At 41.4% G+C, this 14,993-nt stretch carries 10 protein-coding genes; 4 read left to right on the forward strand and 6 right to left on the reverse strand.

Annotated features, from left to right (window positions below):
* Positions 1-390 precede the first annotated feature (390 nt).
* The 3 genes from LWP20_RS15325 to LWP20_RS15335 all read right to left on the reverse strand — a co-directional run bounded on the left by LWP20_RS15325 (position 391) and on the right by LWP20_RS15335 (position 8,789).
* Complete coding sequence (locus LWP20_RS15325) at positions 391-2,685, reverse strand: PAS domain S-box protein (protein WP_242929051.1); 2,295 nt, start codon at positions 2,683-2,685, stop codon at positions 391-393.
* Between the two features lie 932 nt (positions 2,686-3,617).
* Complete coding sequence (locus tag LWP20_RS15330; protein WP_242929052.1) at positions 3,618-4,631, reverse strand: hypothetical protein; 1,014 nt, start codon at positions 4,629-4,631, stop codon at positions 3,618-3,620.
* Between the two features lie 258 nt (positions 4,632-4,889).
* Positions 4,890-8,789, reverse strand: a complete 3,900-nt coding sequence (locus LWP20_RS15335; protein WP_242929053.1) for a hypothetical protein — start codon at positions 8,787-8,789, stop codon at positions 4,890-4,892.
* 140 nt (positions 8,790-8,929) lie between these two features.
* Between LWP20_RS15335 and LWP20_RS15340 the strand changes: the two genes are divergently transcribed.
* On the forward strand, positions 8,930-9,130 hold the full coding sequence (locus tag LWP20_RS15340) for a hypothetical protein (RefSeq protein ID WP_242929054.1): 201 nt from the start codon (positions 8,930-8,932) through the stop codon (positions 9,128-9,130).
* 133 nt (positions 9,131-9,263) lie between these two features.
* Here the strand turns inward: LWP20_RS15340 and LWP20_RS15345 are convergent, their stop codons facing one another.
* Together LWP20_RS15345 and LWP20_RS15350 are read right to left on the reverse strand one after the other, a co-directional pair.
* Positions 9,264-9,623: a hypothetical protein gene (locus LWP20_RS15345; protein ID WP_242929055.1), complete on the reverse strand. Its 360-nt coding sequence runs from the start codon at positions 9,621-9,623 to the stop codon at positions 9,264-9,266.
* Between the two features lie 10 nt (positions 9,624-9,633).
* Positions 9,634-10,062: a hypothetical protein gene (locus LWP20_RS15350; RefSeq protein ID WP_242929056.1), complete on the reverse strand. Its 429-nt coding sequence runs from the start codon at positions 10,060-10,062 to the stop codon at positions 9,634-9,636.
* A 333-nt stretch (positions 10,063-10,395) separates the two neighbouring features.
* Here LWP20_RS15350 and LWP20_RS15355 point away from each other — a divergent pair, with 333 nt between their 5' ends.
* A complete protein-coding gene (locus tag LWP20_RS15355; RefSeq protein WP_242929057.1) occupies positions 10,396-10,632 on the forward strand; it encodes a hypothetical protein in 237 nt (78 codons plus the stop codon).
* A gap of 759 nt (positions 10,633-11,391) precedes the next feature.
* Positions 11,392-11,763, forward strand: coding sequence for a hypothetical protein (locus LWP20_RS15360; RefSeq protein ID WP_242929058.1), 372 nt, complete (start codon positions 11,392-11,394; stop codon positions 11,761-11,763).
* Positions 11,764-12,149: 386 nt separating this feature from the next.
* On the opposite strand, the gene LWP20_RS15365 is transcribed toward LWP20_RS15360, so the two are convergent.
* Positions 12,150-12,302 carry a hypothetical protein gene (locus LWP20_RS15365; RefSeq protein ID WP_242929059.1) on the reverse strand — a complete coding sequence of 51 codons (153 nt, stop codon included), beginning with the start codon at positions 12,300-12,302 and terminating at the stop codon, positions 12,150-12,152.
* 385 nt (positions 12,303-12,687) lie between these two features.
* Between LWP20_RS15365 and LWP20_RS15370 the strand changes: the two genes are divergently transcribed.
* The gene (locus tag LWP20_RS15370) at positions 12,688-14,988 is read left to right on the forward strand and encodes a GH92 family glycosyl hydrolase (RefSeq protein WP_242929060.1); all 2,301 of its coding nucleotides are present in this window, start codon (positions 12,688-12,690) and stop codon (positions 14,986-14,988) included.
* Positions 14,989-14,993: the final 5 nt, after the last annotated feature.

A 14,993-nucleotide genomic window follows, 5' to 3' on the forward strand; every position in this document is an offset into this window, starting at 1 on the left:
ATTGCTTATAATTGGTTTCCAGTCTTATTTTTCATTTAGATAGAAATTAATAACTGGCTCCCAGCCATATAAAAGTTCTGCCGGCACCCAAGCAGTGATTTGATAATTTAGCCTTTAAGGTTGTATCATTAAAAAGGTACGGAATCAGGTAATGGTAATGAGCATGCATATTGCCTCAGGTTATAGACTGGTTGCTTCAAAGGCCCTTGTGATTACCTCTGAATCATAGCTCAAACTTGTGAGCCACTATTTTGCCTGACAAAAGCAAGAATTCGTAGACAACGATTAATTGCAGATGTGAAGTCATTTATGGGGTAAAAGGATAAAAGAGGTGTTAATTTTTACCCAACGATCCGGGATGGGTTCATCGATTAAAACCAGTAAATTCAATTACAAATTACTATTTCTGATAAATACCTTAAATTCAGCACTTTTTCCTTCCTCACTGGAAACAGTAATGTAGCCTCCGGCTCCCTCTACCATTTTCTTTACCATATAAAGTCCTATACCTGTCCCTTCTACATGATCATGGAAACGCTTGAACATCGTGAACATGTGCGGCAGGTTATGGGCAGGTATACCTAAACCGTTGTCAGTTACAGTGAGCACATGGTAATCTTGCTGTTCTATGCAGCTTACCTTAACGAGCGGCAGGCGTTCATCAGAAGCGTACTTTAAGGCATTAGATATAAGATTCAACACCACACTTCGCAAGTTCTTTTCTGAAAAATATACATGCATGCACTCCTCAACCTCTACCTCAACATTTGCAGAGGTTGCCTTTATAGAGGGTTCCAGATCAAGTATTACATCCTTTATAGTTTTGCAAAGGTCTACTCTGGTAGCGGCTATTGTATTTTCTTGCTGAAGCTTTACAAGATCAGTCAGGCTGGTAATGGTTCGCTTAAAACGTTCCACAGAGCTTTCCATCAAACTAATTACATGGTTCACATTTTCATGCTGCAACTCTATTTCTTTAAGCTCCTCAGACAGAATTCTAAGCAAACCTTCGATGTTAGAAATAGGAGCTTTCAGATCGTGTGAAGCCGTATAAATGAAATTGTCCAGGTCATTATTGATCCGGATGAGTTCCAGATTCTTTGCCTCCAGCGAAGCCTCCGCCTTCTTTTGATTATTTATGTTCGTATTGGTGCCAATCCATCGCAAGACGTTGCCTTGTTTATCTTTTATGGCGTAGGCTCTCGTCAGGAACCATTGGTATTCACCATCTGCCCCACGGAGTGGGAAAGTTAACTCCCAGGTTTTCCCTTCTGTCCAGGCCTGTTGTGCAAATTCCACTACACGTTTTACATGATCCGGGTGGTGAACTTTGTCCCAGCCCCATCCGAGCATTTCATCAAGGGTAGTACCAGTATACTCATACCAACGCTCGTTATACCAAAAAATAGAACCTTCTGGGTCAGCCATCCAGGCCAGATTTTCAATATTATTGGCAAAAACACGAAATTTTTCCTCGCTTTCACGAAGTGCTAATTCAGCTTCTTTTCGCTTGGTTATATCGCGGGTTACAGCCAAATGAGATTTTCCTGCTGTGCCTGGAAGCGGAACAGCATGGGTTTCCATTCTTCGGCGCGTTCCTTTAAGACCAATTATATCAAATTCCCAACTTATGCTATTTCCCTCGCATACACTCAGGTGATTTTTTTTCCAAGCAATTCGGTGTTCTGGGGCAATTATATCCAATACACTGGCTTTGCCGAGCAAGCCCTCATCCCCTTCTATCATGGTAAGTCCGCAGCGATTCATGTACTGAAGCTTACCCTCGGGAGTTACAATTTTAATGCACTCAGGAGTTGCCTCAATAATTGCTTGTAACCGTGTTTCACTTTCTTCTGCCTGCTTTTTAGCTAAAACAAGTTCGGTCACGTCATGAGCCAAACAAAATATTCCAGATGGTTCTTTGTCTTCTGGAAGTTCGTAGTAAGGCTGGCAAACAATGTTAAAATAGTATATCAATTCTTCTCCACCAACTACCAGTTTAGTTGGGTATTCAGAAACAGAATACGTCTCACCAGTTTCATGCACTATATCCAACAGTTCAGCAAAGCCCTGGTATTTCGCTTCCGGTATTGCCTCAAAAACCGGTTGCCCTATAATCTCATTTGTTTTATTATAGAACCTGAGCATTTCATTGTTGCTCATCTCAATAATATTTTCGGGACCTGTTAAGATACAGACTGCCAGCGGAGCTTGTAAAAAAAGGCTGTATTTCTTCTCGATCATTCTGAGATCAGATTCCCTTCTCTCAGCTATAATCTTATCTGTGATGTCGTGGGTAGTATGCAGTATGTAGCTTAATTTTCCATCTTTGTCCGCAATCGGACTACTGTTTGCATGCCAATAGCGTTCTTCAAACCCCCCGGATGCATCCGGCACATCGTAGCGAACTATAGGCATATGATCCAGCACCATATTTTCTACTACATTTTTCAGCGAGGCTCTAAGGCTAGCCGGCCCAGTAGCTGCAATAGCATCCGGGTTCTCGGGATATACTTCAAACAAGCCTCTGCCCAGTACATCCTCCCTTTGTTTTCCAGTGTTCTGCAGCAGCTCGTCGCTGATGGCTAAAATTGTATATTGGGGTTCGTTTGGCTGCAAAACAAGGAAGCTGCCCGGTAATCTAGTAAAAAGCAGTTCAAAATCAAGAGAACGATCCTGGTGCATTATAAAAGGATAAGAAAGTAAAAAGAAGTAAATTAAACCAGAGGCTAGCTTTAAATACCTTATGTATATTAAATTTCAGTAGCCAATAAGAACAGTATTTAAAGCTTGATCCAAAGGTTTATAGTTGATGACTTAGACTATACTTTTTATTTATGATACAAGTTGTATTTGGATAAAAATACATTATAAGTTACTTGTAAACTAGAGAAAACAGAGAAAGTTTTGAAATGACACGATTTGAAGCACTCCTAATGCATCAATCTGTTATTTCGTATGAAAGTATATAATTCCGTCTATTAATCAACTTGTAACAGATGCCATTGATATACCAAAGTAAAAAGCCGCTTTCTATCAAATTTAACGACTTTTTTGTTCGCTAATTTTTCCATTCGGTTAGACTATCGAACTTTCTATGAATTAAAATTCAAAGTTCTGATAAAATTCTCATTTTTCATCAACTCCTATTCTTGTTTCAGTTAGGTATGTTAAATCACTGACCAATAAGGGCGTCGAAGTTAGCGCCATCGGCAAAGAAACGATAAAGTAGGACTTAAGGCGTAGAAGTTTACCTGCAGACAAAATTAACCGATACAGTATTTTCTGAACTGTCTTATACTTATGTCGTTAATGAGTTTGCCGGCCTGTAAGGTAAGACGTTTCCAGTGCCTGGGATTAACTTTACCTGGTGTCGGGTTTGCTGGGCAAGAAGCTTCAGCGCAACTGGGAGTTTGGAGCCAAGTATAGGTTTGTCGGCGGTGCGCCTACCACACCTTTCTGGAGGCTTCCCGCAGAAACTACGCTTCACTGGGTGTGGGTATATATGAGTTAAATACTAAAATCTTCAATTAATCCCTTCAACTACCAGCTATTTCATTAAAATATCAAGAACTTAACAATGTATATTATAGAATATGTTATAAAAGCCAAAGACACTACTCAAATAATTTCCATATTTTAATACCCCCATCCTGAGATTTATATAAACAAAATTTAAATAGACCAGAATTTTGCATAGATATAAAAGCTTTCATTCTCGAACCGCCACTCAAATCATCATTTTCCAAAATGAAGCTTTCTATTAAAATATGGTATCCAATGATCCTCGCTTTATTACTGATGATAGTTATACCGTCATAATTCAACATAGAAATTAAAACAGAAGTGTACGCTTTTAAATTAATAGCTGCTTCCTTACTCCTTTTGCTCGTTGATTCCGCTATTAACATTTGGAAATCGATTGGATGAATTAAATAAATTCCCCCATTACTTTTAATTTTTACTTTGAGATTTTGAATTACTTTATTAGAATCTTCAATTATTCCAATAAGGTTTCCATGACCTGTTTTTAAAGCTTCATCTATATATTTCTCGAAAAAAGTTGCAATAATAGGCTTCAGTTTCTTATCACATCGGGAAGCTATACATTGACTTAATTGCGAGGTTTCATTTAATTTGAGGGAATTTATATCATTAAATGGTAAAGAAATGATTAGACGTTCTTTCAACCCTGAGACTTCTACTTTCTTTTGCCCTATACTTCTTAGGTAGATTATAGCCGTCTTTATGTTTGCTACTTTCAGTTCATTAAATGTTTGGCTATACATTAAAGGACTAGCTTCAGATATTTCGGCACTTATGATTCCAAATTTTATCCTAGCATCTTTTATTTCAATAAATATAATCCAAGAATTAATTGCAAGGGGAGCACATAATTTAATTGCATTCCTAAATTCATTCAGAGCTAATTCTCTCTCAGAGATTATTAATTCTCTAATAGGTATCGTTTCGAAAGAGTTTAGATTGTTTGTTATTAATACTTCAGGAAATAATACGTTACCTTCTTCATGATAATCAGAAATAAGATTAATTATTTCGAGAACTCCTTGTTGGGTTATATTATCAGGTTTAAAGCCTGCTCCATTTAAAAAATCGTCAATGGATTTCATAACATTAATTTTGAATGCGAGGCTTTTTATTCACTTTGTATATCAATAGAGTCTATTCCTAATCAATCCTGAATGACATAAATGACACTTAATTTATGTTGCCTGATCAGGTCGTCGGGTAATGCTCTTAAATATCAGGTCACTAACAATGAATGTTAAATTTTAGTACTGGTTACATTTTCTTACACTGTTATAAATTCGAACTATTCCCAAATTATTTAATATAAACATTGTATTTGACTTATCCCTATTTAACTACTATATAACAACGAACTTAGAGACGATCTGTCGTATCAGTTTTGTCATCAGACTGGAAGTAACACCATCGCGTATAGACTGGCTTACGTGGTATGTTACAGACCGTTTTGGGTCACGCCCCTTGTTAACTTTACCCATTCGGAATCGCCCCCATTTGGACGGATTATTTGACTTAATGATAAATATGTTTACAAACTTGGAACCTGCCTTTAAAAGTAAGCCAGGATTGTTAGGATCATGCTTGTTAAGAAGTTCTACTTTCAGATTATTATAAGGAAAATGCACGTGGCCTTTAGCCTCTTTCCCGTTAGCTTCTATCTTAAACGATGCATTATGTATTTTGCCGCTCTTTACCCGGATAAATACCATGTTCTCTAACAAAGGATTTAAAGCCTTAAAATCCATGGACTCCAGCGTGCCTTCGTAGGTATAACGGTCTTCCGGGTGGTCCAACTGAAACTGGAAATGGGCCTGCAAAGTGCTGACACCCATAAAAAGTGCCGACGCATTTACAGTTAACATGTTATTCTGCCGGATTATGGCCGTATCGTTTGTGACGTTAAAAGCCTGCATCCGGATGTTATCCAACATAAAAACCGCAGGCTTGATACCATCCATGGCGATAATAGGGTGTTTCAAGTTGTTCTTTTCTACCAGAATTGTATCCAGTTTAATGTAAAACCCTGCCCCACGCAGCGCGCTTTGCAGGGTCGGTGGCCTTAGTTCCGGGTCAATTCCAAGCCTGTTGTCGCGGTAGATCTCTACATCCGGGTTACGGATCAACATTTTATGTGCCACTATCTCCTGATTGTTGAATAGCCTCCGCAGACTAATGTCCTGCACCTCAATACCAGGTACCGTCAGATCAATACGGTCACGGGCATAGCGGAATAGGCTTGCATATTGTTCTTTGCTATAAAGCGGCCGCAGGCGAAGACTGTCTACTGATAGCGATCGGTTTTGCATAGAAGCCCTCATCTCTTTTACCTCTAATGCATACAGGCTGTCGCGTGTGTAAAAGGTATATCCCTTCACCAGCATATTAATGTCTTCCACCTCAAAAATTTCCAGCAGGTCGTTTGCTTCCAGTGATACCAGCTCGAGTTGATCTATTCCCAGGGCAACGTGCTCCAGGGTCTGGCTTATGCGGATGGTATCTTCCAGTATATGGAAATCAAATGTGCCATCTGCAACCTCCAGGCGCTCCACCCTGAAAGTTGTTTCCATATCTGGCAGTTGTTGATTAGCAGCGTCGCTTGTGGCTGTTGTATCATGCCTGTCTGTTACTTTAACTACTACCGGAGTCACGTTATGGTCTTGTAAAATAGTTACTTTGGGACCTGTGAGCAGCAGCTTACGGATGTAGTACTGCCCCGTTGTGTAAGCATGAACCAGATTAAAACCGGTAATACGGGACCTATCTGCTGAAATATCGATCAGGTTACGGCTGGCCAGTTCCGGGCTTTCAGCTTTTAAGCGTTCGTTTACTCCCCTATCGGCACTAACCGAAAACGTATGGGCAATAACCTCCTGTAATCTGCTGCTATAGTATACGCTGTCCAGCCGGATGGTATAAAGGCTATCAGTCGACCAGTAAGTATAATCTTCGGCATGTAAGGTCATCTCCTCCATCGGGAGTGCATCGTCCAGGTTAGCCATACTAGCAGCCGTCAGATTTAAACCAGATACCGTGACAGTGGCGTGCTCAAGCAAATGGGTTCGCATAACTGGTTCCAGCTTCTCGCTGAATGCAAAGGAGCCATCTTCCAGCCTGATAGTTTTCACTGAAATAATATCCAAAAGATCAAAAAGCCCCTCCCTTAACTCTTGTTGCCCTGACTTTGATGCAGCCACCTTACGATCCAGCAGGATAGCCGCATCCGGTTGCCTGAGCAAAACCTGATCTGCATGCAGGTGCCCAGTATCAAAAGCCTTAACCAGATCCAAACCTGTTACCCGAAGTGTATTTGCAGTAAGGTCGAAGCGTTTTCGGCTATCTTTACTATATGGCATTTGCCTTTCATTTTCCCTGCTACTGGTGATAATTTTTACTGAGTTGGCCGAGAATTCTTTCTGACGGGCAGCGTAACGCAGTCTGGTCAGGGCAAAACTATAAGAGTTATCGGGCATCCGGTAGCGGTAATTACGCGCCGTTACCACCAGATCCTGCACCGGCAGTTTTCTATTCGGATGATAAATGAATGCAGAATCTATTACCAGGCCAGTGCCAGTCAGTGAGGCATGATCGAGCTGATGCAATAGATGAATACTCCTGGTCTTACTATGCTGCGTAAGAGCAGCATCCGTTATACTTATCTTTCCTACTTCCAGACTTGTTATCAAAACTGAAACTTGCTGGTATATCTCCTGTAAATCAGGCCATACTTCCTGCTTAGGCACCAACTGGTCAGTGCATATATCAATTTCAGGTTGTGCTGCGGTTATACTTCCTGCCTTCAGTTCGGATGTACGAAGGGCCTGCAACAGGTTCAGCTCACTAAACCGCAGGCATGGCAGTGAGATGTTATAAAAAGTCCGTTTTGCTTTCTTCAGGCTTTTCAGTCTGTCATTTTTGTGCCAGTCTCCGGTCAATCTGAGGGCATTTACCTGTAGGGTCTTGTCGCGGGTAGACAGGTTCATGTTCCCTATCTTGAGGGCATAAGGATTAGTGAGGGGGCTATAAGTATAGTTTTCTGTGGCTAGGGTTATCGCTGCGGCAAAGGCTTTTTCTTTCGGCGTGAAAAGGGTGGCAGAATCGAGCTGTAGCGCCTGCAAGTAAATGTTTGCCTTATCGATGCTATGTATAGTATGGATGCCATCATTTTTCTGGTGATAGCTGAAGCTGCTGTTGGTAAGTCGCATTTCATCTACGCCAATTTCTATCAGGTAAGGTGACAGGTCGGTGTAAAGTTCGGCCAGCGTTGGAAATGAAGCGGAATCGGGTACGGTAAGGTCTTCTAGAATATGTATGGAGGTGCGCTCCAGCAGTAATCTATCCAGGTGCATTTGTTTGGTTTTCCAGGCCGCTGCCACATCCAGGCCACGCATGTTCAGCATGGGTATTTTGAGTTGGTATACGAAATGATGCCCCAGTTCTTTAGGTAGTCCTGCATTAATCCGGATGTCTGGCTGCACCTCTACCTCCACGGCTTTCAACGCCTGTTGCCTGGAGGAGTATAAAAACCGCCCAACACGTATGGCATACACACTATCCGGGGAATGATAAGTATAGTTCTGGATCTTCAGATCAACTGCATCTGACTGCAGCATTTCGGGAATATCCTGTCCTGCCCGTAAGTTTAGCCGAAAGTCCTGCGCCTGTAGCGAAAGGTTTGCTATTTTATGTTGCGGCCTGCTTCGTTGCCCAAGTGCCAGCAACTTATAGCTTCCACCCTGTATGTCGAGCTGCCGGATGCGAACAACTTCCAAAGAGCCAGCCTTGCTATACTTTTCATTTTTCTTTACAGACTTATTTAGTAGCTGCGTGATCTCAGGGTGTGCTACAACAACAGTGTTTATACTTAACTGATTGTTAAAGATCAGGTCAGTAAGGTGGATGTGTTCAATTTTTATACTTGGGGTTTGGATGTCGAAGAGGCTCCGGTTGGCTTGTTCCTTTTCCTTTAGCTGCCGCACAACAGTAGTATCCGGGTAAAAGTGAACCCCATGCAACGTGATGCTCCTGGAACGCAGGTAAAGCTTCAATTCCTTGAAATCGATCTGGTAAAGTCCTTCCGTCTGCTGGGCAACCTGCTTTTTAATGTAACGCTCTACAAGTGGCTCTGCCAGGAAATAAAGTGCTACCAACGCAAACATCAATAACCCAATTATACTTACAAGCACAATACCTGCAGTTTTTAAGGCTTTCGGGCCTAAGCCTATTCTAATTGGCTTCGACATCTAATGTTTACATTAAGGGGTAACAGATAAAGGCATGTCTTGATGCCGATAATTTATTTTACGCCTTGTATAAATTTGAGATATTACTGAACTATCAGTATTGAATTTGTCGTATAGACTATAGAGTTAATTCAATTATCATGGACGAAAACAGGCTAAAAAAATTAGAACATAAGCTCAATATAGCTGCTCAACAATACTGGCAGGAATATATTACTGAGAATGGGGAACAGGAGAATGCTGTGGTATGGATGAAAAATGATATTACCGGAGAAATGCTGTGCCTCACCAAAGGGGACTATACAAAGCAGTTTGCGGGATTTATTGACAGGCTCCGGTGAGTACTAATATAGTGCCATTTATAGGGCCAAAGGGTATACATAGACTTCAACAACAAAGCCATTTATCGGGATTTCAGACCTCTACTTGTAACAAGAAAGTAATATAACTAAAACATCAATAACGCTGACATACTTACAGTGTAGCTTTCTCTATCGTTATGCTTTGAGCCTCAACCACTAAATATAAATCGGGCCGGTCCAGGTATGATGCCTTTATTCTGACACCGTAAATTGATACAGGCACAAAAGCTCTGATCTTTGCTTCCTGTGCTGCTAGCTCCTTTAGGAGTGCCTGAGCCTCTGCGGTATTTTTATCTGCACTTTCTTTGTTTTCAGCAAAGACTTTTAGTGAATTAAAATCTACCTGCTGCTGCACCTCCGCCTGAGCAGATTCTATAGCTTGTGCTCTTCTACGGACAATGTAGGTTTCCTTTATCTTTTCTCTGAGTTCTACAATCCGGTTAAGGCAATAGTAAAATTGATCTTGTGTCATAGCTTATTTCTTAATCTAAGTTGTATAAGATAGGATTATAATTAGTCAACAAATCTTCCATGGTTATAAGCTGAACCCCTTCTATTAGCGTTAGTATAGAATCATCCAAGCAAATAGTTTTCACAGCTGCATCTAACATAAGATATTGCTCCTCTTCAATATCATACCCTTCCAGAAATACAGTATAAAACCGGTGTTCCTCCTGCAGGCTATGCAGCTGGATGTCTCCTCCCTGAACAATTCCATCTGTGACCAGTTTAATACCTGTGCCGTTTGTAAAGGTGATATGGTAAATATCGTTTGCTACCTGCCGCTTTGTAATGTGCTGTAAGTTCTGGTTGCGTTCAAAAGCAAATAATTCAAATGCTGCCGGCTCTCTTCCTAGAAGTTCCATTAAATAATCCCGGTACTCGCCACTGGTTACAATTCTTATTTTCATAATTGAAACAATAAAAGCGGGATGGATAGAGAGCAGGTTAACGTTTTGAATAACGTAACTAGGCCATCGGGCCGTGATGAGAATGTATAATCTCACAACACCCTATTTACAGATAAAAGTTTAAAAATCAACAAGTTTCACTTATATCATTCTTAAATTAACATATAAGCCGTCCGGTTATCAGAAGTTAAGAGCTAGAACCGTATTAAGACAATTTAAAGATAATATTAAACCTAAGAACTTATTATCTGATGCAGGTGTCGTATAAGTATAGGGTATGAACCGCTGCACACCTAAACAGCTTCAATTATTAAACCTAAACGAGAAAAAGAGATGGAAGCAGCAGTGTTTAATAACTTGAATATTAGAATAGAAAAAAGAGAAGCATTAGCTTTCTATCATCAGCTTAGGTCCTACATCCAGTTAAAAGACAAAGAAAGCTTCAGTTCCCTTATGGACTTAAACTCTAGTTTGATGAAAGATGAGACATTGATGGCCTCTGTTATCAGCATCATGCAAGGCAAACATCCACTTGCGCTGACGCAGTTCATATGTACCTTGAAGCAGTAAATTGCTTTCGAAGCAAACAATCTAGAAGTTGGTAATTAAGTGCGGCATGCACTCCTGTTCTGCTGTAAATTATGCTTTTGCAGGTCAGCATTCGGATCATTCTCGATAGCTCCTTCCGGTAGCCACTACCACCAATACCCAAGAACTCTCTGGATGATGTTCCTTTAAAATGAGGGCAACTGCTGCGATTCTCCCTCAAATATTTCCTGAAACCTGCATCCTTAATCAAATTCCTGCGCACTTGTTTATAAAAGCGTAGGCGGCCATACCCTTCCAACGAGACAGCCCGCATAAAGTTCATCCATTTTGCTGAACGTCCTGACGAGGCTATGAAACGGCGGTAGATCGCTTTTTTAGAGAATGTATAAGCTGTCAGTTTAATGATTTGTTATCTGAAACAATTACAAGATTATATTTTATCCAAACAGACGTTTTTCCGGACAAAAGCCATATTTTAAATAGAGCATGTACAGGTAGTAGTTGATTAGTTATTAACCTATAGTCATTGTAGTAGTCTTTATAACACCCTAACGTAGTACCAAATCAGTACATCTTAATCGCAATTTTTGGGTCAGGAGTAACTTCAAATTTCATAAGAGAAGAAAATTAGCGCAGGCGGCTCCGGAAATTATGTACACTGAGAGTGCTCCGTGGCACTATTTAAAACATAAACCATTTATATTCAAATACTTATAGTTAATACTTTGCTAAGCACGTATATATAAACAGGATAATAGAATATACCTTTTCCTAAAAAATATGACTTACAAATTCATTTTACTTCCACTGATAACAGGATTCTTTCTGTTTGCAGCAACACCATCCTTTGCCCAAAATGCCCCTACAAAACAGGAACAGACACAAGCACAGGAAGTAGCTAAAGAAAAAGCAATACGAGACAAAATACGATTACATGCAGCCAAAGACTTAAAGGCCGAAACAAAAGCCGATGCAAAGCTTGCAGAAGCAAATGCCAATGAAGCTAAACGCATAGATAAGGAAGCTTCTTATGCGGCCAAGCAAGCCAAACGTTCAGCTAAAATGGAAGCTAAAGCCCAACGTAACCGTACCGATGCAGATGACCAGGCAAAGAAGGCTGCAAAGGCGGCTAAAAAATCAAATGAAAACTAATGCTACTACAATGGAAAATAAATTTCCCGAAGGGTCTACTGTAGTTACCAAAACAGATCCTTCACATAATTTGACTGTAAGACGTTATGCCAAACGTATCTATTATTGTACTGATCCGGCAAATCCTCAGGAATGGGACAGAGTATACTATGAGCGGGAACTAAACCAAGCTGATGCTTCGAAAAGTTAAGTTACTGGTCTTCTAAAAAGTTTGCTAAAATTGCTAAATCTATTTGGATAAGGATTGATAATTTCATCCTTTGGTCTACTACAGTAAAGCTTAAAAACCCGCTTATTTCAGCAAATAAGCGGGTTTTTTGTTTCTAGAGTAACAGAAATGTAACAAAAGAGATTTTTATCTCAATACTTATCACTTTCATCCTTTCTTATAAGCCTGTACTGTTTGCACCTACTGAATTTCCAAAAGCCTGAGTTCCGGCTCCCTCTACCTTTTTCTTTATCATATACAGACCTATACCTATCCCTTCTACATGTTCGTGGAAACGCTTGAACATCGTGAACATGCGGCAGAGGTTCATCAGAAGCGTACTTTATGGCATTAGTTATAAGATTCAACGCCACACTTCGTAAGTTCTTTTCTGAAAAATATACACGCGTGCACTCCTCAATCTCTCTCTCTCTCCCAACTTTTGCAGAGGTTGCCTTTATAGAGGGCTCCAGATCAAGTAGTACATCCTTTATAGTTTTGTACAAGGCTACCCTGGTATCTGGTTTGTATTTTCTTGCTGAAGCTTGACTAGATTGGTAGTAGAAGCTAGCCATCAATCTTACCACCACTAATACCGTCTAAATGGAAATATCATTTGTGTTGAACCCAACATTTATTTTAATTTCAAGGATGCTTAAGCTGGTTAAGTAAATCTCTACTTCATTTAAAATCAATCTGTAATAACCTCATTCTCTATGAAAGTAGTACTTACCCGCCTAAAAATACTTATAGCAATTCTGGCCCTCCCCGTAAGTCTCCTTACAGCATGTATCGGCACGAAGGAAGGGCTTACTCATAAAAGTATTATTAGTCTTACTCAATATGTGGATCCCTATATTGGTACCGGCTACCACGGGCATGTTTTTATAGGAGCTAATATACCGTTTGGGGCAGTGCAACTTGGTCCAAACAACTTAACAGAAGGATGGGACTGGTGCTCCGGTTATCATTACTCCGACTCTACCATTGTTGGTTTTTCCCACGCACACTTGAGTGGTACCGGTATAGGCGATTTGGGGGAAATAGCGGTTATGCCAACTACAGGTACTCTTAAGCTTTTGAAAGGCACACATAAAAATCCAGAGAAAGGCTTTTTGTCGCTGTACTCGCACCAGGAAGAAACCGCCAAACCAGGTTACTATGCCGTGAAGCTGAAGCGCTACGATATACAGGCCGAGCTGACAGCCACGGAACGGGTGGGCTTTCATCAGTATACTTTTCCGGAGTCAGAGCAGGCGCATATCATTTTTGACCTGGAAGAAGGTATTGGCTGGGACCAGCCTACCGAGACTTTTATAGAGCAAATCAACGACAGCACCATTTCCGGTTACCGCCACTCTAAGGGTTGGGCTGCCGACCAGCGCGTATACTTTACAGCCATTTTCTCCAAGCCTATCCATAGTTTTTCCAGCTTTCAGGTAACTGATTCGTTAGGTAATGCGGTACCTGCTTTTAAAGGAAAAGGCATAAAGGGAGTTGCCAATTTTGCAACAAAGGCTGGAGAACAGATAAAACTGAAAGTGGGCATCTCTCCTGTTAGCTCAGAAAATGCATTGGCCAATATAAATGCCGAGGTTCCGCATTGGAATTTTAACAAAGTAGCAACGGCTGCCGACGTGGCCTGGAATAATGAGCTACAGAAAGTAAGGATACAGGCAGATACTGAAGCGCAGCTGAAAACTTTCTATACTGCTCTTTACCATACCATGATCGCCCCCTCTGTTTTCAACGACCACAACGGCGATTACCGTGGCACCGACAAGAAAGTATACCCGGAGGCAAACTTCACCAACCTGACCACTTTCTCCCTTTGGGATACCTACCGGGCTTCGCACCCACTGTTTACTATACTTCAGTCGAACCGGGTGAATGACATGATCAATTCCATGTTGGCAATTTACCAACAGCAGGGCAAGCTGCCGGTGTGGCACCTGATGGGCAACGAGACCAATACCATGGTGGGCTATAGCAGTGTACCTGTTGTGGCCGATGCCATACTTAAGGGCTTCAACGGGTTTAATCATGAGCTTGCTTACGAGGCAATGAAAGCCACCGCTATGGGTAATGAGTTTGGGCTTACACATGTTAAGGAACGGGGTTTTATACCTGCAGACTCTGAAGTGGAAAGCGTAGCCAAAGGTTTAGAATATGCCATTGCCGACTGGAGCATTGCACAGGTAGCTAAAAAAATGGGCAAGCAGGCGGACTACGAATACTTCAGCAAGCGCGGCAGAAACTACGAAAACTACTTCGACAAACAGACCCGTTTTATGCGTGGGCGCATTTCTCAGAACGAGTGGCGCACACCATTCGATCCGTTCAAGTCGGCCCACCGCAAAGATGATTATGCCGAAGGGAATTCCTGGCAATACACCTGGCTGGTACCGCAGGATGTGGAAGGATTGATGAACTTATTGGGCGGCGAAGAAGCCTTTGCTCATAAACTCGATTCACTGTTTACGGCAGAAGGCGACATGGGCGAAGAAGCGTCTAACGACATAACCGGTTTGATCGGGCAATATGCACATGGCAACGAGCCCAGCCACCACATTACTTACCTGTATGCCTATGCCGGCCAGCCCTGGAAAACAGCAGAGAAAGTGCGGCTTATAGTTGACAACATGTATACTGCTAAACCTAATGGCCTGATCGGCAATGAGGATGTGGGGCAGATGTCAGCCTGGTATATTTTCTCTTCCCTTGGCTTCTATCCGGTAAACCCAGCCAATGGTGCTTATGTGTTTGGTAGTCCGGCGGTGAGGCAGGCTACTTTGACATTGCCTAACGGGAAAATACTTGAGATAGAAGCCCTGAATAATAGCCCGGAGAACAAGTACATTCAAAGTATAACTCTTAACGGCAGGCCATACACGAAAGCCTACATACTTCACAAGGATTTAATGCTGGGCGGCAAGCTGGTTTTTGAAATGGGAAGCATTCCAAGTTCAACTTGGGGAACAGCCAAAGAAGACAGGCCGAAATCAATAGTGGAGTAGAAACA

It is taken from the genome of Pontibacter vulgaris, from assembly GCF_022758145.1.
GTDB lineage: Bacteria > Bacteroidota > Bacteroidia > Cytophagales > Hymenobacteraceae > Pontibacter > Pontibacter vulgaris.